The sequence below is a fragment of the Streptomyces sp. NPDC050287 genome, assembly GCF_044459385.1.
Classification (GTDB): Bacteria; Actinomycetota; Actinomycetes; order Streptomycetales; family Streptomycetaceae; genus Streptomyces.
The window spans coordinates 429,734-448,502 of record NZ_JBITIY010000004.1; the positions used below are offsets into that span (position 1 = coordinate 429,734).

Annotated in this window: 14 protein-coding genes and 1 pseudogene; 10 read left to right on the top strand and 5 right to left on the bottom strand. The window is 71.5% G+C overall.

The window, feature by feature from the left end:
• The first annotated feature begins 134 nt into the window (after nucleotides 1-134).
• Both ACIBK3_RS16905 and ACIBK3_RS16910 read left to right on the top strand, forming a co-directional pair.
• A pseudogene (locus ACIBK3_RS16905) lies at nucleotides 135-1,100 on the top strand (YihY/virulence factor BrkB family protein).
• A 175-nt stretch (nucleotides 1,101-1,275) separates the two neighbouring features.
• Complete coding sequence (locus tag ACIBK3_RS16910) at nucleotides 1,276-2,445, top strand: S1 family peptidase (RefSeq protein ID WP_399366234.1); 1,170 nt, start codon at nucleotides 1,276-1,278, stop codon at nucleotides 2,443-2,445.
• 150 nt (nucleotides 2,446-2,595) lie between these two features.
• Here the strand turns inward: ACIBK3_RS16910 and ACIBK3_RS16915 are convergent, their stop codons facing one another.
• Nucleotides 2,596-2,943, bottom strand: a complete 348-nt coding sequence (locus tag ACIBK3_RS16915) for a MarR family transcriptional regulator (protein WP_399366236.1) — start codon at nucleotides 2,941-2,943, stop codon at nucleotides 2,596-2,598.
• 129 nt (nucleotides 2,944-3,072) lie between these two features.
• Here ACIBK3_RS16915 and ACIBK3_RS16920 point away from each other — a divergent pair, with 129 nt between their 5' ends.
• A complete protein-coding gene (locus ACIBK3_RS16920; RefSeq protein ID WP_399366238.1) occupies nucleotides 3,073-3,927 on the top strand; it encodes an anti-sigma factor antagonist in 855 nt (284 codons plus the stop codon).
• 3 nt (nucleotides 3,928-3,930) lie between these two features.
• On the opposite strand, the gene ACIBK3_RS16925 is transcribed toward ACIBK3_RS16920, so the two are convergent.
• From ACIBK3_RS16925 to ACIBK3_RS16935, 3 genes are all read right to left on the bottom strand, one after another.
• On the bottom strand, nucleotides 3,931-4,260 hold the full coding sequence (locus ACIBK3_RS16925) for a hypothetical protein (protein WP_399366240.1): 330 nt from the start codon (nucleotides 4,258-4,260) through the stop codon (nucleotides 3,931-3,933).
• Between the two features lie 96 nt (nucleotides 4,261-4,356).
• Nucleotides 4,357-5,436, bottom strand: coding sequence for a substrate-binding domain-containing protein (locus ACIBK3_RS16930; protein ID WP_399366242.1), 1,080 nt, complete (start codon nucleotides 5,434-5,436; stop codon nucleotides 4,357-4,359).
• A complete protein-coding gene (locus ACIBK3_RS16935; RefSeq protein WP_399366244.1) occupies nucleotides 5,433-7,970 on the bottom strand; it encodes a SpoIIE family protein phosphatase in 2,538 nt (845 codons plus the stop codon). The genes ACIBK3_RS16930 and ACIBK3_RS16935 overlap by 4 nt, the downstream gene beginning before the upstream one ends.
• Nucleotides 7,971-8,383: 413 nt before the next feature.
• Between ACIBK3_RS16935 and ACIBK3_RS16940 the strand changes: the two genes are divergently transcribed.
• The 3 genes from ACIBK3_RS16940 to ACIBK3_RS16950 all read left to right on the top strand — a co-directional run bounded on the left by ACIBK3_RS16940 (nucleotide 8,384) and on the right by ACIBK3_RS16950 (nucleotide 11,666).
• Nucleotides 8,384-9,496, top strand: a complete 1,113-nt coding sequence (locus tag ACIBK3_RS16940) for a sugar ABC transporter substrate-binding protein (RefSeq protein ID WP_399366246.1) — start codon at nucleotides 8,384-8,386, stop codon at nucleotides 9,494-9,496.
• A gap of 182 nt (nucleotides 9,497-9,678) precedes the next feature.
• Complete coding sequence (locus tag ACIBK3_RS16945; RefSeq protein ID WP_399366248.1) at nucleotides 9,679-10,461, top strand: ATP-binding cassette domain-containing protein; 783 nt, start codon at nucleotides 9,679-9,681, stop codon at nucleotides 10,459-10,461.
• Complete coding sequence (locus ACIBK3_RS16950) at nucleotides 10,455-11,666, top strand: sugar ABC transporter permease (RefSeq protein WP_399366250.1); 1,212 nt, start codon at nucleotides 10,455-10,457, stop codon at nucleotides 11,664-11,666. Before ACIBK3_RS16945 ends, ACIBK3_RS16950 begins: the two co-directional genes overlap by 7 nt.
• A 293-nt stretch (nucleotides 11,667-11,959) precedes the next feature.
• Here ACIBK3_RS16950 and ACIBK3_RS16955 read toward each other — a convergent pair whose 3' ends face one another.
• Nucleotides 11,960-13,684: a helix-turn-helix domain-containing protein gene (locus ACIBK3_RS16955; protein WP_399366252.1), complete on the bottom strand. Its 1,725-nt coding sequence runs from the start codon at nucleotides 13,682-13,684 to the stop codon at nucleotides 11,960-11,962.
• Between the two features lie 241 nt (nucleotides 13,685-13,925).
• On the opposite strand from ACIBK3_RS16955, the gene ACIBK3_RS16960 reads away from it, so the two are divergent.
• The 4 genes from ACIBK3_RS16960 to ACIBK3_RS16975 all read left to right on the top strand — a co-directional run bounded on the left by ACIBK3_RS16960 (nucleotide 13,926) and on the right by ACIBK3_RS16975 (nucleotide 18,743).
• Nucleotides 13,926-15,665 (top strand): FAD-dependent oxidoreductase, encoded by a 1,740-nt coding sequence (locus ACIBK3_RS16960; protein WP_399366254.1) that lies wholly within the window; start codon nucleotides 13,926-13,928, stop codon nucleotides 15,663-15,665.
• A 64-nt stretch (nucleotides 15,666-15,729) separates the two neighbouring features.
• Nucleotides 15,730-16,599 (top strand): dioxygenase, encoded by an 870-nt coding sequence (locus ACIBK3_RS16965; protein WP_399366256.1) that lies wholly within the window; start codon nucleotides 15,730-15,732, stop codon nucleotides 16,597-16,599.
• On the top strand, nucleotides 16,596-17,666 hold the full coding sequence (locus tag ACIBK3_RS16970; RefSeq protein WP_399366258.1) for a maleylacetate reductase: 1,071 nt from the start codon (nucleotides 16,596-16,598) through the stop codon (nucleotides 17,664-17,666). Before ACIBK3_RS16965 ends, ACIBK3_RS16970 begins: the two co-directional genes overlap by 4 nt.
• A 174-nt stretch (nucleotides 17,667-17,840) precedes the next feature.
• Nucleotides 17,841-18,743 (top strand): YceI family protein, encoded by a 903-nt coding sequence (locus ACIBK3_RS16975; protein ID WP_399366260.1) that lies wholly within the window; start codon nucleotides 17,841-17,843, stop codon nucleotides 18,741-18,743.
• Nucleotides 18,744-18,769: the final 26 nt, after the last annotated feature.

The following is an 18,769-nucleotide window of genomic DNA, read 5'->3' on the forward strand; positions in this document are numbered from 1 at the left end:
CCTCCCGAGGCGCCGCCAAAGAAACCCTTGCGTTTCGCGCGGCTGACGGCTGAGTCGCGCGTACGAGGTCGGACGGGACGCTTCCCGGGGCAACCGGACCAGGAAGCCACCCCACGACCAGGAGAGTCCGCGCCATGGGAACCGCTGTCCACGTCCCGCAGACCCGGGACATGATCGGGGACGAACTCTCCGCAGACGAGGCGTTCACCGCCCTGCGCCGTTACGGCGGCCTGCGGCTGCTGACCGACTCCTTCGCCCGGTTCCGTTACGCGGACGGCTTCACCAACGCCCGCGCTCTCGCCTTCCAAGTGGTCCTCGGCCTGGTGCCGTTCACCGTCGCGCTCGTCGGCCTGGCCACCTCGGTCCACACGGAGGAGATGGGCCGGATCATCGAGCACACGCTCGGCCGGATCGTGCCGGGGGCCGGCGCCGACGTGGTCGCGGACGCCTTCGACGGGACCCGGCGTACCGCCCGGGACGACGTCCGGAGCACCCTCGCCCTGTGGCTCGGCCTGGCCTTCGCCCTGCTGAACCTCGCCTCCGCCATGGGCCAGATCGAACGCGGCGCCAACCGTATCTACGGCATCGAACGCGACCGTCCCTTCCCGCGCAAGTACGCCAGGGCGCTGCTCCTCGCCCTCGCGGCCGGTCTGCCCATGGTCCTGGGGTTCGTGGTGCTCGTCGCGGGGGACGCCGTCGGTGACGCGGTCGCCGACTCCGCCGGGTGAACGGGCGGCGGGGCGCGATGGTGGAGTGTGCTCGACATACCCGTGGGGCTCGCGCCGGCCTGGGTGGCCTCCGCCGTGATCTTCCGGTGGTCGCCCCGCCGGGTCCAACCCGGCTACACCTGGCTGGCCTTCGGCTCCGCCGTCCACCTCCTGCTGTGGGTCGCGGCCACCTGGCTGCTCGCGCTGTACGTCGAGGAAAGCGGTGCCTTCGGCGCGGGGTACGGCCCGCTCACCGCCTTCATCGCCCTGCTCCTGTGGGCCAATCTGACCGCCGTCGCGCTCTTCCTCGGCACCGCCTTCGCCGCCCGACTCGAGGCGGCCCGCGCCGGTATCGCATCAGCCGTGCGGCCGGACCCCGGGGCCGGCGCGTGACATGAACGGCCACCGCGGCCGGCTCTTCGAGCCACGTCACCCCGCCCGAAGAACGACTCCGCATTGGTATGGACCTGACAGCCGCGCGGGATTAGGCTCTGCCCGACGCCACGAGAGCGCTCTCAGACCGCGTTGTTCCGCCCCCACCTTGCTGGAACGACGAAAGGCAACTCCTATGAGACGTACCAGACTTCAGCATGTCGGCCTGGCCGTCCTCCTGATGCTCGGCAGCTGGGCCGCGGCAGGAACCCTGCCTGCCGCGGCGAGCGACTCCTCCACACCCGCCGGCTCCTCCGAAACCGCGCCGGCCTCGCCCGGCCTGCTCCAGGCGATGCAGCGGGACTTCGGCCTGTCGAAGGCCGAGGCCGAGGCCCGGCTGGCCGCCGAGCGCGGGGCCACCGCACTCGTGCCCGCGGCGCGTCGCGCCGCCGGAGCCGACTACGGCGGCTCGTGGTTCGACGCCGGGAACCGGAGGCTGACCGTGGCGGTCACCTCGGACGCCGCGCCCTCGACGGTCCGGGCCGTCCGGGCCACCGGCGCGCAGGTGCGGACCGTCGAGCACAGCGCGCGACAGCTCGACGCCACCAAGGCACACCTCGACCGGCTGCGGGCACCGGCGGGCGTCAGCGGCTGGTCCGTCGACCCGGCCGCCAACACGGTGGTGGTGAACGTGGTCGGGAAAGAGCGCCACGACAACGATGTCCGGCAGTTCGTCGCCCGGGCCCGTGAGGCCGGACCGGTCACCGTCCGGACCGTACGAAGCGCGCCGCAGACCTTCGCGGCCGGGACCGTGGGCGGCGATCCCTACTACACGGGCAACGTCCGCTGCTCCATCGGCTTCTCGGTCCAGGGTGGATTCGTCACCGCCGGCCACTGCGGCCAACCGGGCGCCGGGGTAAGCGGCTGGGACCGCACCTACATCGGCACCTTCCAGGGCTCCTCGTTCCCGGACAACGACTACGCGTGGGTCAGCGTGGGCAGCGGCTGGTGGACGGTTCCGGTCGTCCTGGGCTGGGGCACGGTGTCGGACCAGCTCGTGCGCGGCTCGGCCGAGGCACCGGTCGGCGCCTCGATCTGCCGCTCCGGCTCCACCACGCACTGGCACTGCGGCACCGTGCTGGCCAAGAACGAGACCGTCAACTACAGCGAGGGCGCGGTGCACCAGATGACGAAGACCAGCGTCTGCGCCGAACCCGGGGACTCGGGCGGCTCGTTCATCAGCGGAGACCAGGCACAGGGCGTCACCTCCGGCGGCTGGGGCAACTGCTCCGGCGGCGGGGAGACCTGGTTCCAGCCGGTCAACGAGATCCTCAACCGCTACGGGCTCACGCTGCACACGGCCTGAACCCAGACCGGCCGGAGGATCCGCCGAACACCGGGCGGATCCTCCGGCCGCTGTCGTGTCGTCGTCCGGTGCGGCGGCAGCACGCGTCGGCAACCGGGGCCGGCCCGGCGCGCAAGAGCCCGGGCGAGACGTGCTGTCCGGACAGCACACCTAGGGTCTGTTGCCGTCGGCGCCGACGCGGCTCTGCGTCGTGCGGTCCGCCTCGTCCTGGACCAGCAGCGAGAGCAGCGAGGCCACGGTGAGGCCGGCCTCCGCGGGGTGGCGCAGGACCTTGCCGGGCTCGATCCGGTAGGTGTTGCCACGCCCCTCGCGGGTGTGTGACAGGTAGCCGTCGTGCTCCAGGTCGGCGATGATCTTCTGCACGGCCCGCTCCGTCAGCCGGCAGTGCACGGCGATGTCCCGGATGCGCACGTTCGGATCGTCAGCGATGACCGCCAGCACGCGCGCGTGGTTGGTGACGAACGTCCATCCCGTGTGCGGTTCAGGCACTCCACCCATGCCTGCATCATACGTTGAGGGTTTCACGCACACAAATACATGAACTTTTTTTCGTGTATCTGTTGACGTATACCGTGTGCAGGCGTGACCTTGGAGAGGTAAGTGGACAAGAGGTCGTGGGAGAGTGTCATGCCGCAGTCGGCGTACTCCGCGCAGCCCGGATCGGGGGACGCCGAGGGCTGGGCGGGGTCGTTCGCCGGCACCGGGGTGCGCAAGCCCTCCGAGGTGACGGTCGTCGCCGGCCACGAGGGCGATCGCGTGCTCGTGTCGGTGAGCGGCGAACTCGATCTCCAGACGGAGGAAGTGGTGCGGCGGGCCCTGTTTTCGGCACTCGCCGAGTCGGCCCGGGGTATAGACCTGGACCTCAGCGGGGTCGGCTTCTGCGACTGCTCCACCCTCAACGTCCTGCTCAGCGTGCGGCAACAGGCCCTGAAGGAGGACAAGACCGTCCTCCTGCGCGCCACCGGCCGCGTGGTCGAGCGGGTACTCGATCTCACCGACACCCGATCCCTGTTCACGGATACCGACGTCATGGATACCGAGTTCTCGGATACCGAGGTCACCGACTCCGAGGTCACCGTCCCCGACGCGGACCAGCCAGGTGACCGGCCGGGCGAGGCGGAGGCGGAGCCGCAGCGGTGGACTCCCGCCGACGACGGGGAGTCCGAGCAGGGCCGGCACACCGAGGGCGACAGCGCGCAGGACCCGCGCATCGAGATGGCGCAGTTGCGCCGAGCCATGCAGACCCGGCCGACGATCGACCTGGCCCGCGGCATCCTGATGGCGAGCTTCCGACTCAGCCCCGAGGACGCCTGGTCCACCCTGGTCAGGACCTCCCAGAACACCAACACCAAAATGCACCAGCTGGCCCAGGACCTGGTGAACACGGTCAGGGGCGACCCACTGCCGGAGGGTGTGCAGAAGCAGTTGTCCGCCGCGGTCGCCACGCTCAGGGCCCCGGCAGCCGTGCCGGACGACGAGTGATACCTACTCACCGGAGTCGGGCGCGAGGTGTGGCGGGAGCGTCCTGGGTGCCGCCCGCTTGGCGAGGCCTGTCATCCCGATGCTGACGACAGTGCTCACCAGGGTGACATCGTTCATGAACAGCTCCGTCCCGAGCCGGAACCGGAACGATGCGTGCACCGCTTGGTAGAGCACGGTAAGGCCGAACAGCGCCGCCCCGGCGCCCCAGAGCCGGGGCCTGGTCACCGACGACGTCAACCATGGCGGCATCCTCGACCATACGGCCGCCATGAGGCCCACGGCGAGGAAGAAGAAGGCCGCGAGGAGAAGCAGCACGGTGATGGCTATGCCCACCGCTTGATCGTCGCACCGCTGCGGATCCCCGGATACGGCCCCTGCCCCGCCTTGACGAAGTCATTGCGGGGGCAGGACGCGCGCCGGGGCGGAGCTTTACCGCGTGAGTCCGGCCTTGTCGCAGGCGGGTCGAAGGTCGGGGGTGCAGATCTGGCCGACGGTGTACACGCCGTCCTTGACGAGGGTCCGACCGATGGTGGCGGCCGTCACCGCGGTCGGCGTCAGCAGGACCGACGGGATGTTCTGGGTGGTGGGGCTGTCGGTCGTCGTCGTGGCGACGTCTCCCAGATCCTCGCCACGTCCCAGGGCGACCGCCATCGCGGCGGCCGTGGTGGCTTCCGACGTGAAAGGCTTGTAGACCGTCATGTACTGCTCTCCCTTGACGATGCGCTGCACCGCGTCGAGATCGGCGTCCTGACCGGTGACCGGAGGAAGCTTTCGGACACCGGCGCCCTTGAGGGCGGAGATGACGCCCTCGGCGACGGCGTCGTTGACCGCCAGGACCCCTCCGATGCGGTACGGGCCCAGTGCCGCGATGGCGCCGACCATGTCGGCGTGGGCGTTCGCCGTGGACCAGCCCTGGATGTCGTACGACCGGGCGATCTTCGTTCTGCCTTCGAGGACGGACAGCGCGCTCCTGCGGTACCAGGCCGCGTTGGGGCTGATGGGATCGCCGTTCAGCATGACGACGTTGGCATCGGCCGCCTTGTCGCCCATGGCCCTCAGGAGCGCCTGGCCCTGGAGTCGGCCGACCTTTACGCCGTCGAAAGTGACGTAGGCCGAGATGGGTCCTTCGGCGAGCCGGTCGTAGGCGACGACGTGGACATCCTCCTTGCGTGCCTCCCCGATCGAGGAGCGCATCGCCCTGGTGTCGGCGGCGTCGAGGATGAGGACCTTGGCCCCGTTGGTGATCATGGAGGCCATCTGCTGCCGTTGCGTCGACGCGTCGTTCTCCGCGTTCGCGTACAGGATTCTGCAGTGGGGGCAGAGTTTCTTCACGTGCTGTTCGATGAGCGGCTTGTCGGACTGCTCCCAGCGCGGGATGGCCCGGCTGGGCAGCAGCAGGCCTACGGTGAAGCTGTCCGTACCCGTCCCCCCGTCTCCCGCGCAGGCGGAAAGGGAGATCGTCACTCCCGCGACGAGCGCCGCGACCGTGTGCCAGGTGCGTCCCTTCACGGCAGAGCTCCTCGTTCCGTCGAGGGCCCCGAGTCCCCGGGGGCCGACTCGTCGCGCGGCACGGCGACCTCGCTCCACACCTGCTTGCCGCCGGCCACGGGCGTCGTTCCGAAGGAGTCCGACATCGCCTCCACCAGCAGCAGGCCCCGGCCGCCGGTCGACTCCCAGTCCACGATCACCGGCTTGGCCGGCGCCCGCGGCGAGGAGTCGCTCACGCAGACCCGCACCCAGTCGCCGCGGAGGGTGAGGTCCACGCGGACCGGGCCCTGGGTGTGCACCAGCGCGTTGGTGACCAGCTCGGAGACGACCAGGAGCACCGCGTCGGAGGCTGCCTCGGCCTGCCACCGGCGCAGCGTGCGCGCGGTGAAACGGCGGGCGTGCATGACGGCGTCGGGCAGTCGCCACACCACCCAGTTGGCCCGGATCGGCCGGACCTTCATGCCGTCGTAGCGCAGCAGCAACAGCGCGACGTCGTCCTCCCGGCGGCCGGCCTCGCCGAGGAGTTCGTCGGCCACGCGCCCCAGGTCCGCCGGATCGGCCCCGGCCAGCGCGGTGCGCGTTCGCCGCATGCCCTCGTCCAGGGGCAGGTCGGAGGCCTCGACCAGACCGTCGGTGACCAGGGCGAGCACCGTGCCGGGGGGCAAGGTCACCGCGGTCATGGGGAACTCCGCCTCCGCGAGAACGCCCAGCGGCAGTCCGCCCTCGACCTGTACCTCCTCGGTCTGTCCGTCGGGGTGGCGCAGCAGCGGTGCGAGGTGGCCAGCCCTCACGAACAGGGTGTTGCCCTCCTCCAGGTCCAGTTCGACGTAGCAGCAGGTCGCGAACAGGTCGGTCTCCATGCCGACGAGGAGACGGTTGGCGTGGGACACGACCACGTCGGGCGGGTGGCCCTCCACCGCGTACGCCCGGACCGCCGTACGCATCTGCCCCATGATCGTCGCGGCCCCGGCGCTGTGTCCCTGCACATCACCGATGACGAGTGCCACCCGTTCCTCGGAGAGGGCGATGACGTCGTACCAGTCACCGCCGACCTGCAGGCCTCGCCGGGCGGGCATGTAACGGGCGACGGCGGTACAGCCGGGGAGTTCGGGAAGGCGCCGGGGCAGCAGGCTGCGCTGGAGCATCGTCGCGAGTTCCTGCTCCGCGTCGTGTGCGTGCGCGCGTTTGAGGGCCTGTCCGATCAGCGCGGCGGTGGCCGTCAGCAGGGTCCGTTCCTCGGGGACGAACTCGTGGGGCTGGTCCCAGCCGACCAGGCAGACACCGGCGACGCCGCCCTCGGCGGGAAGCGGCAGTACGGCCAGGCCCCCGCTGCCGATGCCCGCCAGCGCGGGTTCGAGGGCCGAACCGGCGGGCCACAGGTCCATGCGTCCGTCCTGCAGGGCCATTTGCAGGGTGGGCAGGGCGCTGACCGGGGCGTCGGGCCATTCCGAACGCCACTCGGAGCCCCAGGTCTCCGGCCAGGCGGCGGGTTCGGGCGGATCGAGCACGGTGACCATGAGCCGGTCGTGCTGCAGCTCCGCGAGCGCCACCCGGTCGGAGCCCAGCGGTTCACGCAGCGCGGTGATCGCCACCCGGCCGACGTCACCGACGCTCTCGGCCCCGTCGAGCGCCGCGGTCAGCCACTGGATGCGGGAGACGTCGTCCCCGCTGCGGCTCAGCACCGAAGTCGCCGTCACCACGCCCAGCACCCGCTGGGCCTGGCCGTCGGTGCCGGCCGCCACCCGGCAGCTCAGACTCAGCCAGCGCATCTCGCCACTGGGGCGCCGGACGCGGAACTCCAGCTCTCGCAGACCGTACGCCTGACTGGCCGGCTCCAGTACCGACATCAGCGCGTGCATGTCCTCCGGCAAGGCGTGCGCGAGCAGGGTGTCGGCCTTGCCGTCGAAGTCGTCCGGTGCGATGCCGACCAGTTCCAGCAGCATCTCGTCCGCCTCCACCAGGCCGGTGTCCGGCACCAGGACGAAAGAGCCCGCACGCAGGCTCCGCAGCGCGCGAGACAGCAGCGCCGAGGGATCGGGCCGGCCGGTCCCGGCCTGCAGCACGTCGGCGATCGCGTCGGCATACCGTTCAAGGAATCGCCGTTGCTCGGCCTCGAAACCGCCCGCGAAGCCGCCCATGACGACCAGGCAGCCCAGTCGTCTGCCGCCCGCCACCAAGGGCAGCGCGCCGAGCGACATGTCCGCTCGCGCCGGCGTCGGCACCCCCTCGGAGAAGGAGGTGAGGACGGCGGACGTGAGCCACACCGACCGGCCGGCGCGGACGGCGTGAGCCGCGGGCGAGCCACCGGCCAGAGACAGCCGTTCCGGCGCTGCGGGCGGTGAGGGGAGACAACCGGCCGTCTCCGCCAGCCGCAGCTCGTCGTCGCCGGCGTCGAGCTCATAGACCGCTGCCAGTTCCGCTCCGGCGAAGGTCAGGGCCCGACGGCTCACGGCGGCCTCCGGCATCGCGGGCGGAGAAGAATCCCTGCCCGCCGCGCCGGCCTCGGACGCCCGCAGCTGTGTGACTCCGGCCCGGGCACGGCCGTCCTGGGGCATGTCCGCAACGCACCTCCGTCCGTGCCGCAGGTGCCGACACGCTGAGAGCTGAGCACCCACGTCAAGAATCTCACAGGAGAACGAAACGGACAGATCCATCTGTTCAGGTCATTCGCGGCTGCCGACAGGCGCCCATCCACCGCTTCCGCGGGCTCGGCTCCGCGACGGCCGGCGAGCCGGTGCCACGACTGCCGGCGAGCCCGGCGCCACGGCCGCCGACAGGCCCGTCGGACGCCCCCGCTCGCCATGGTCGCTGCGTTCGCAGATCACCGCGGCCGGTGCCAAACTGACGACGTGGTCGTCCTGCCGCCACCCCGATGACGTGGCCGCGGCTGTGCAGGCGGGCGGCGACCGGTGCGGTGAATCTCCGGGCTGACGCGGCGACCTCGGAACCGGCACAGGAGGTCTTGCGCATGAAGGCCTGCACACGGGATGCGGCCCTCGCAGTGACCGCCCTGTCCACGGCCGTCACGCTCGCGGCCTGCGGGACCGGCACCGGCGGCGATGCCGGTGGAAACGACACCACCATCGGGCTGCTGATGCCGGACGCCACCACTGCCCGATGGGAGACGCAGGACAGGCCTCTGCTCGAGAACAAGATCGACCAGCTGTGCGCCGACTGCACGGTCCAGCACGCCAACGCCAAGGGCGACGTGGCCCTCCAGCAGGAACAGATGGACTCGATGATCACCAAGGGTGTCGACGCCATCGTCCTCGTGGCCGTGGACGCCAGATCACTCGCTGCCGCGGTCAGGGACGCCGACGAGGCGCACATTCCGGTCATCGCCTACGACCGCCTGGCCGTGGGCCCCATCGCCGGCTATGTCTCCTTCGACGGCGAGGAGGTCGGCAAGCTCCAGGGCCGGGCGCTCCTCCAGGCCATTGGCGCCAAGGTGCACGACGGCGAGATCGTGATGATGAACGGCGACCCGAGCGACCCCAACGCGGTGGCGTTCAAGAAGGGCGCACTGTCCGTGCTCCGGGGGAGAGTGAAGATCGGCAAGGCGTACGACACGCTGCAGTGGAGGGCCGAGACCGCGAACATGAACATGTCCGGCGCCATCGCGGCCCTCGGCGTCGACAACATCAACGGGGTCTACGCCGCCAACGACGGACTCGCCGCGGGCAGCATCGCCGCCCTCAAGGCGGACAAAGTTCACCCGCTGCCCCCTGTCACCGGACAGGACGCCGAACTGGGAGCGGTACGGCGCATCGTCGGCGGCGACCAGTACATGACCGTGTTCAAGCCCTTCCGGCCGGAGGCGTCCGCCGCAGCGGCGATGGCCGTCGCCGCAGCGCGCGGGGACAGCCTCGCCCGGGTCGCCAAGGACGAGGCGAGGGTCGGCACCGGCAAGGAGACGGTGCGGGCGAGCACCGGCAAGGAGGTGCCGGCCGTCCTGCTCGCTCCCGTGTCCGTGACCGTCGGCACCATCAAGGACACCCTGGTGAAGGGCGGCGTGTACACGGTCCAGCAGATCTGTGTCCCCCAACTCAAGACCGCCTGCGCCAAGGCCGGGCTGACCTGACGGACCGGTTCCCGTCGATCGCGGGCCCGGGAAGTCCGGAAAATCCGGGGAGTGCGGCAGGACGTCCGGGAAGCGCGGCAGGGAGACCGGGAAGTGTGGGAGGGCGATCCGGGAAGTGTGGGAGATCCCGGAATGTGGGAAATCCGGTAGATCCTGGTACGTCCGGTAATTCCGGGAAGGAGATGTTCCCTGTGCCGACTCCGCCCTTGCTGGCGCTGCACGGCGTGTGCAAGCGCTTCGGCGTCGTCGAGGTGCTCAGCGACATCGAGCTGGAGATCCGCGCCGGCCAGGTCCTCGCTCTGCTGGGCGACAACGGTGCCGGGAAGTCCACCCTGGTCAAGGCGATCTCCGGGGTCGCCCCCGCGGACAAGGGGCTCATCGAGTGGGAGGGGCATGCCGTCCACATCAGGCGCCCCAACGACGCCCGGGATCTCGGCATCGCCACGGTCTACCAGGACCTCGCGCTGTGCGGGAACCTCGATGTCGTCGGGAACCTGTTCCTCGGGCGGGAGGTCCGTCGGCACGGGTTCCTCGACGAGGTGGAGATGGAGCACCGCACCCGGCACCTGCTCCAGCGTCTGACCAGGGGCATCCCGGATCTGCGTGCCCCCGTCGTCTCCCTGTCCAGCGGTCAGCGGCAGACGGTCGCCATCGCGCGCTCCCTGCTGGGCGACCCGCGGGTCATTCTCCTGGACGAACCGACCGCGGCGCTGGGTTTCGAGCAGACCGCGGAGGTCCTGGACCTCGTCGACGAGTTGCGTGACCGTGGCCTCGGAGTCCTGCTCATCAGCCACAACATGGGCGACGTCAAGGCGCTCGCGGACCGGGCCGCCGTCCTGCGGCTCGGGCGCAACAACGGCTTCTTCGACGTGAACACCGCCTCGCAGGAGCAGATCATCTCCTCCATCACGGGCGCCACCGAGAACGTGCCCCGCCGGCCGGCCCACCGGGAGGCGGAATGGTGAAAGGGACACAGGCCGTGATCCGCACGGTGGAGGGCTGGGGCGCCGCCTTCCGGCGCAAGCTGAGCGCCGGTGAACTGGGCTCGCTGCCGGTCGTCCTGGTGCTCGCCGTGGTCTGGATCGTCTTCCAGTCCCTCAACAGGAACTTCCTCTCGCCCCGGAACCTGTCCAACCTCAGCGTGGACATCGTGGGCACCGGTCTGATCGCGGTCGGCATCGTCTTCGTACTGCTGCTCGGTGAACTCGACCTGTCGGTGGGCTCGGTCAGCGGTCTCGCGGCGGCCGTGTTCGCCGTGCTGAACGTGAACAACGGTGTGCCGGAATGGCTCGCCCTCGTCGTCGCGGTGCTGGCGGGCACGGCGACGGGAGCCGTCCAGGGCTTCTCCTTCGCCAAGACCCGGGTACCGGCGTTCGTCGTCACGCTCGCCGGGCTGCTCACCTGGAACGGCCTGATGCTCTACGTCCTCGGGACCAGCGGGACCGTCAACCTCGACGAGGACGGGCTCCTGGCCCGGCTGACCAGCTACTACTTCACCAACGACTTCGCCGCCTACGGCCTGGCGGCGGTCGGAGCGGGCCTGGTGTTCCTCGTGTCCTACCGGGACAGACGGCGTCGCAGAGTCGTCGGTATGCCACACCGCTCGTTGCGGGCCATCGGGGTGCGCACGGGAGTCCTCGCCGTGACCGCGTTCACCGCCGCGTATCTGCTCAACCGGTTCCGGGGGCTGCCGCTCGGCCTCCTGCTCTTCCTCCTGATCGTGGCCGGCCTCGACGTCATCCTCCGCCGCACGCATTACGGGCGGCAGGTCTACGCCCTCGGCGGCGGCGTCGAGGCGGCCCGGCGCGCCAGCCTCAACGTGACGCGGGTGCAGACAGCGGTGCTCGCGGTGTCGGGCACCATGGCCGCGGTCGGCGGACTGTTCCTGGCCTCGCGCATCACCTCGGTGAGCCAGAACTCCGGCTCCGGCGTCCTGCTGCTCAACGCCATCGCCGCGGCCGTCATCGGCGGCGCCAGCCTGTTCGGCGGACGAGGCACGACCTGGAACGCGGTCCTCGGCATCCTGGTCATCCAGTCGATCGCCTCCGGCATGGCGATCACGGACACCCCGGCCGCCGTGCAGTTCATCATCACGGGCGGTGTCCTCTTCGCCGCGGTGGTCATCGACTCCCTGTCCCGACGTTCGCAGGAGGCACACGGGCGGGCCTGACCGGGATACGGGTACCGGGGGGGCCGGGAACCCGAGCGCCGTGGGATGGAGCCGTAGCTCCGCCAGGCCCTGTCGCCGGACTCCCGTCGTCCGCCCGGAGGGCGGGCCCCGCGGCGGCCGGCACGTGCGGTCGCAAGGCGCCGGGCCGCCCGTGGCGGGGCCACGCGGGCGGCCCGGCAAGGCGGCGAGCGTGCGCGCAAGGCGTCGCGGGACAGGCGTCGCGGGGTAGGCATCGCGGGGCAGGCATCGCGGGGCAGGCATCGCGGGGACAGGCGGGAGTCTGACGACAGGGTCTAGGGAGCGTCAGGGCCCACGTGATACTCCCGCAACTTGCGGTACAGCGTCGCGCGGGCGATGCCCAGTGCCGCCGCGGCACGTACCTTGTTGCCGCCGTGGCGGCGCAGGGCCTCCAGGATCGCGGCGCGTTCGGCGAGTTCCATCGGGCTGAGCCGTCGCGCCGCGGGCCCCTCGCGGACCGGGTCGGGCAGCTCGCCGCGCCCGACCGGGCCACGGAGCCGCCGCCGTCGGGCCACCGCCCGGACGAGGTGGGCGAGTTCGCTGACGTTGCCGGGCCAGGGATGCTGCTCCAGGGCGCGCAGGGCGTCCAGGGTCCAGGTCAGCGGGGGGCTGCCCCGGGCCGGCCGGGGTGCCAGGACCGGGAGCAGATCCCTGATGTCCTCGGGGCGCTCTCGCAGGGCCGGAAGGGTGACGGAGCGGGCCGCGAGGGTGTCGAGGAGACGCTGCAGACACGGGCCTGGCGCTGTTCCGGGGGTGTAGGTGGCGACCAGGGGGAGGTCGGGTCTCTCCTGGAGGAGGGAGTTGAGCGCGGCGACGTCCGGCTGGGACAGCCGTTCGGCGTGCCGCAGCAGGAGCGGGCGTACGCCGACGAACGCCTGGTCCTGAAGGACCGGTCCGGTCGACTCGGCGGCGTCGGCGATCACGGGCGCGGTGCCGTCGAGGAGTTCGTCGGCGAGGGCCGTCTTGCCCGTTCCGCGCTCTCCCACCAGGAGCAGCGGGCCCGCCGTGCGGGCCAGTTCCGTCGCCTGTGCGACCGCGTGCCGCCAGGGCACGGAGCTTCCCGCCAGTGCGCTCGCCGGACGTGCCGGGGAGCGCGCCGGCGCCACGGGACGCGCTTCGAGTACGGCGACGACGCCGAGGACGCGGCCCTCGTGCCGTACCGGAGTGATCCGGGCGGTGCAGCCGGCGTCTTCGGGGAGCGGCAGGTCGTATGCCGGTGAAGCGGTTCCGGCGCTCTCGCGCGGCGTCACCGTGCGCTCCAGGGCCTCCAGTACCTGGGGCGAGGCCAGGCGCACGGCCGCCTCGCTGACCAGGCGGTTGCGGCCGTCCAGGGCGACGACCGCCCGCTCCCGTCCGCTCGTGGCCCGGGCGTAGGCGTCGAGCAGGACTCGTTCAGGCGTCCGCGCGCATGCCCGCAGTTCCCGTTCCACCGCCGTGGCGAGTGCCTCGGCGAGGGCCGCGCCGGGGTGCGGGCGGCGGCCCGCACACAGGCCCGAGGCGACCGTGACCGTACCGGCCGCGTGTCCGGTCTCCGGGTCGAGCACCGGGACACTGACCGCGGAGACGTCCTGCCACGCGTCGAGGAAGTGTTCGGGACCGTGCACCTCCGCGCGGCGCCGGGTGCGCAGAGCCAGCGCGGCGCTGTTGTGCCCCACCTGGTGCTCGGACAGGTCCCGCCACCGCTCGCCCACGGGTCCGCCGCCCGACGACCACAGCACCCGCAGCCGCTCGTCGGTGAGCGCCAGCGACGACCGGCCGCCCAGGGCCGGGGCGAGGCGTTCGAGCACGGGGCGGGCCGCGTCCAGCAGGGCCGAGTCCGAGGGCCGGGCGGGTTCGTCGGCCGGACGGTTCAGGTCGTGCCGTACGCCGAAGAAGCGGGCGCGCCGCCACGCGGCGACGACGTCGTCGGGCACGCCGTCCGGGACCGGGAGCCCTGTCAGGAACCGCTCGCGGGCCCGGCGGAGAGGAGCGAGGGCGGGGGGATGTTCCACGGTGGTCATGACGGCACTCACCGTACTCGCCGCCGGAGCGCCCTCGCCCTCGGGTGCGGGTGTCTCGTAATGAGACACCCGCGTCCGCCCGTTCCGCTCCATGATCATGAATGGTCGGCGTCTGTTCCCATCCCCTGGCGCTTCCCTGTCGCTTTCCTGTCGCTTTCCTGGTGCTTTCTTCATCGCTTTCGTGTCCCGTCCCCCGCGTCCCCCGTCCCATCTCCTGCCTCATCTCCTGGAGCGTCCTGTCGTGCAGACCGTTGTCGAGACCGACGTACTGATCGTGGGCAGCGGCCCGGCGGGCGCGTCGGCCGCGCTCGCCCTGAGCACCTACGGCGTGCGCAACATGGTCGTCACCCGCTACGCGCACCTCGCCGACACGCCCCGCGCGCACATCACCAACCAGCGCACCATGGAGGTGCTGCGCGACCTGGGCGTCGAGCAGGACGTGATCGACCGGGCCACGCCCCAGCACCTGATGGGCAACACGACCTTCTGCACCAGCCTGGCCGGCGAGGAACTGGGCCGGGTGCGCTCCTGGGGCAACGACCCGCTCGTCCAGGCCGCGCACGACCTGGCGAGCCCCACCCGCATGTGCGACCTGCCGCAGCACCTGATGGAGCCCCTGCTGGTGAACGCGGCGGTCGCCCGCGGCACCGACCTCCGCTTCAGCACGGTCTACAAGTCCTTCGTGCAGGACGAGCACGGCGTCACGGTCACCGTCGAGGACCGGCTGCGCGGCGACGAGTACACCATCCGCGCCAAGTACCTCATAGGCGCCGACGGCGGCCGCTCCAAGGTCGCCGAGGACGCCGGGTTGCCGATGGGCGGGAAGATGGGCGTCGCCGGCAGCATCAACATCGTCTTCGAGGCGGACCTGAGCCAGTACACCGCCCACCGCCCCTCCACCCTCTACTGGGTGCTCGCCCCCGGCGCCACCGTCGGCGGCATCGGCGCGGGCCTGGTGCGCTGCGTGCGCCCCTGGAACGAGTGGCTCATCGTCTGGGGCTACGACGTCACAGCCGGCGCCCCCGACCTCACCGAGGAGTACGCGCTCTCCGTCGTACGCCGGCTGATCGGCGACGACGAGATACCCGTGACCATCACGTCGTCCTCGGCGTGGACCGTCAACGAGATGTACGCCGAGACCTACGCGAGCGGCCGCGTCCTGTGCGCCGGCGACGCCGTCCACCGCCACCCGCCGTCCAACGGGCTCGGCTCCAACACCTCCGTGCAGGACGCCTACAACCTGGCGTGGAAGCTGAAGCTCGTCCTCGACGGCGTCGCCACGCCCCGGCTGCTCGACACCTACGACGCGGAGCGGGCGCCGATCGGGAAGCAGATCGTGACCCGCGCCAACAAGTCCATCGCCGAGACCGCCCCCGTCTTCGAGGCGCTCGGCGGGTTCTCACCGCAGACCCCCGAGCAGCTGTGGGCCAACATCGCCGCCCGCAAGGACGCCACCGAGGCCGCCAAGAAGCAGCGGGCGGCGCTGCGCGAAGCGATCGCCTTCAAGGTCTACGAGTTCAACGCGCACGGCGTCGACCTCAACCACCGCTATGTCTCCGACGCGATCGTCCCGGACGGCACCCCCGACCCCGGCTACTCCCGCGACCCCGAGCTGTACCACCAGCCCACCTCCCGCCCCGGCGCCAAGCTGCCGCACGCCTGGATCACCTCCGGCACCCGCACCCTGTCCACCCTCGACACCGTCGGCAAGGGCCGCTTCACCCTGCTCACCGGCATCGGCGGCGAAGCCTGGGTTCGGGCCGCCGCGGCCCAGCCCCTCGACATCGCCACGGTGGTCGTCGGACCGGGGCAGGAGTACGAGGACCCGTACGGCGACTGGGCGAACCTGAGCGAGATCTCCGACGCGGGCGCCCTTCTCGTACGCCCCGACGGGTATGTGGCCTTCCGCCACGCCGACGCGACCGAGGACGCCGACCGGTTGCTCACGGACGCATTGCGGCGGATCCTCGGGCACGACTGACCCGCACCGCTGACACGCACGAGTGGCTTGCGCCGCTGACACGCACGCTGGGAAAGGAACCGCGATGACCAGCAACGCCCCGGGTCCGACGGTCACGGACGAGGTCGTCGCCAGTCTGCACGGCACCGGTGATCCGCGGCTGCGGGAGCTGCTGACCGGCCTTGTCCGGTATCTGCACGCGTTCGCGCGGGAGAGCGGCCTGACGCGGGAGGAGTGGGAGCGGGCGATCGGCTTCCTCACGGCGACCGGGCAGGCGTGCACGGACACCCGGCAGGAGTTCATCCTGCTGTCGGACGTGCTGGGCCTGTCGATGCTGGTCGAGGACATCAACGGCCACCAGGCGCCCGGCACCACGGAGTCGACGGTGCTGGGCCCCTTCCACCTGACCGAGTCGCCGGTGCGGGAGCTGGGCGCGGACATCGACCTGGTGGGCGGCGGTGAGCCGTGCGTGGTCAGCGGACGGGTGCTGTCGCGGGACGGCACCGCGCTGCCCGGCGCGCTGGTGGACGTGTGGCAGGCCGACGGGCACGGCTTCTACGACGTGCAGCGTCCGGACGTGCAGCCGGCGGGCAACGGCCGCGGTCTGTTCACCGCGGACGGTGAGGGCCGGTTCTGGTTCCGTACATGTGTGCCGAGCCCGTATCCGATCCCGACGGACGGCCCGGTCGGGGAGCTCCTGCGGGCGACCGGCCGGCATCCCTACCGGCCCGCGCACATCCACTTCATCTCCTCGGCCGCCGGGCACACGCCGGTGACGACGCACATCTTCGTGGCGGGCAGCGACTACCTGGACTCGGACGCCGTGTTCGCCGTCAAGGACAGCCTCGTCACGGATTTCGCGGAGACCGACGATCCTGTCCTGGCCCGGGAGTTCGGGGTGGCGAGTCCCTTCCGGCAGGCCCGGGTCGATCTCGTGCTGGAGCCCGCGTCGTGACGAACCTGCTGGATTTCTCCTACGAGGCTCAGCCGATGCGGGTCGTCCTCCGGCCCGGCGCTTCGGTGTCCGCCACGCCAGGTGAGGCCGAACGGCTCGGTCTGCGACGGCTGTTGGTGGTGTGCGGACCGCGCGGGGCACACACCGCGCGGGCGGTCGCGGACGCGCTCGGGCCGGCCTGTGCGGGCCTGCACGCGCGGGCCCGGATGCATGTGCCGGTGGAGGTGGCCGACGAGGCCGTCGAGGCGGTTCGCGCGGCCGGCGCCGACGGGTGCGTGGCGGTGGGCGGAGGCTCGGCCATCGGCCTCGGCAAGGCCATCGCCCTGCGCACCGGACTGCCACTGATCGCGGTGCCCTCCACCTACGCCGGCTCGGAGATGACCCCCGTCTGGGGCCTGACCGAGCACGGCGCCAAACGCACCGGCCGCGACCCCGTCGTGCTGCCGCGCAGTGTCGTCTACGACCCCGAGCTCACCCTCTCCCTGCCGGTGCCGCTGTCGGTCACCAGCGGCATCAACGCGCTCGCCCACGCCGTCGAGGCGCTGTACGCCCCCGACACCTCGCCCCTGATCGCGCTCATGGCCCAGGAGGGCGTCCGGGCCATGGCCGGGGCGCTCCCGGCGGTGGCGGATGATCCCGCCTCCCTGGGCGCCCGCGGCCGTGCCCTGTACGGGGCCTGGCTGTGCGGCTCCTGCCTGGGCGCCACCACCATGGGCCTGCACCACAAGCTCTGCCACGTCCTCGGCGGCACCTTCGGCCTGCCGCACGCCGAAACCCACACGGTGGTCCTGCCGTACGCCCTGGCGTACAACGCGCCCGCCGCCCCGGACGCCGTCGCCGCCCTCGACCGGGCCCTGGACACGGACGACGCGCCCAGGGCCCTGCGGGACCTGGCCGGACTCCTCGGCGCGCCCCGCTCGCTCGCCGAACTGGGCCTGGCCGAAGCCGACTTGGCCGAGGCGGCGGAACAGGCGACGGCACAGCCCTATGCCAACCCCCGCCCGGTCACCACGGACGGCGTGCTCGCGCTGCTGCGGGCGGCCCACGCGGGGGAAGCGCCCCGATAGCGATCGAATCCGACGGCAGTCGGACCAAAGCAGGTTGAAGCTCACCGAATCCGCCACCTGATCCCCCCATTTTGTCCGCTTACCCCTTACGCAGTTGTCCGCATACTCACTAACTCACCCCCCTTACGCACAGACCCGTTGACTCACCGACCCGTACGAAGAAAGGTGCCACCCATGGTCCTCGCACTGCTTCGGAGGCGGCGCTCCCGGAGCACGCCCAGCCCATCACTGCCACTGCCCGCCGGCGCGGGCTCGGTGGGCCGCACCGTCCTGGATCCGATGGGCCAGCCGATGGGCGGCGCCGACGTGGCCGTGACCGCGGCGGACTCCCACCAGGTCGTGGCGCGCGGCATCACGGATCCCTACGGGTTCTTCTTCGCCGCGCTGCCCCCCGGCCGCTACCGCCTCATGATCACGGCCGATGGACTGACACCGCATCAAGAGACGGTGGACGTCGTCAGCGGCGCGGTCCTGACCCCCGAGCTGATCCAGCTCTCCTCGGCCCCGCAACTGGAACTGCCGGTGCCCGGCACCTGGCTCTTCGACCCGCCGCACACGGCGATCAGGTTCATCGCGAAGCATGTCGGCATGGCGCATGTCCACGGCCGCTTCACGCGCTTCACGGGCGGGATCCGGGTCGCGCCCGACATGACGGACTCCCAGGTGTCCGTGCGCATCGACGCCTCCAGCATCACGACGGGCAACAACACCCGTGACAACCATCTGCGGTCGGCCGACTTCCTGGACGTCGAGCGCTACCCGTACATCGACTTCACCAGCGCGCGCTTCGCCTACCGCGGCGGCGCCAAGTGGGCGCTGCACGGTTCGCTCACCATGCACGGCGTCAGCCGCTCGATCGCCCTGGACACCACCTACCTCGGGTCGGTCAACGGCGGCTACGGCGAGGAACTGCGCTGTGCCGCCCTGGCCAGGGCGGAACTGCACCGTGAGGACTACACCCTGAACTGGCGCAGCATGCTGGCCCGCGGCATCGCCGTGGTCGGCCCCACCATCCAGCTCGAACTGGACGTCCAGGCGATGTACCGCACGCACGACACACCGACGCCGCCGGAGTAGCCGTCGGCCCCCTGGGCCCTCGCGGG

Bases quoted from the DNA above. Each gene is read 5' to 3' on its own strand.
- ACIBK3_RS16950 (WP_399366250.1), top strand. From the start codon at position 10,455: ATGGTGAAAGGGACACAGGCCGTGATCCGCACGGTGGAGGGCTGGGGC.
- ACIBK3_RS16940 (WP_399366246.1), top strand. From the start codon at position 8,384: ATGAAGGCCTGCACACGGGATGCGGCCCTCGCAGTGACCGCCCTGTCC.
- ACIBK3_RS16945 (WP_399366248.1), top strand. From the start codon at position 9,679: ATGTTCCCTGTGCCGACTCCGCCCTTGCTGGCGCTGCACGGCGTGTGC.
- ACIBK3_RS16910 (WP_399366234.1), top strand. From the start codon at position 1,276: ATGAGACGTACCAGACTTCAGCATGTCGGCCTGGCCGTCCTCCTGATG.
- ACIBK3_RS16955 (WP_399366252.1), bottom strand. From the start codon at position 13,684: ATGACCACCGTGGAACATCCCCCCGCCCTCGCTCCTCTCCGCCGGGCC.
- ACIBK3_RS16935 (WP_399366244.1), bottom strand. From the start codon at position 7,970: ATGCCCCAGGACGGCCGTGCCCGGGCCGGAGTCACACAGCTGCGGGCG.
- ACIBK3_RS16975 (WP_399366260.1), top strand. From the start codon at position 17,841: ATGGTCCTCGCACTGCTTCGGAGGCGGCGCTCCCGGAGCACGCCCAGC.
- ACIBK3_RS16915 (WP_399366236.1), bottom strand. From the start codon at position 2,943: ATGGGTGGAGTGCCTGAACCGCACACGGGATGGACGTTCGTCACCAAC.
- ACIBK3_RS16965 (WP_399366256.1), top strand. From the start codon at position 15,730: ATGACCAGCAACGCCCCGGGTCCGACGGTCACGGACGAGGTCGTCGCC.
- ACIBK3_RS16920 (WP_399366238.1), top strand. From the start codon at position 3,073: ATGCCGCAGTCGGCGTACTCCGCGCAGCCCGGATCGGGGGACGCCGAG.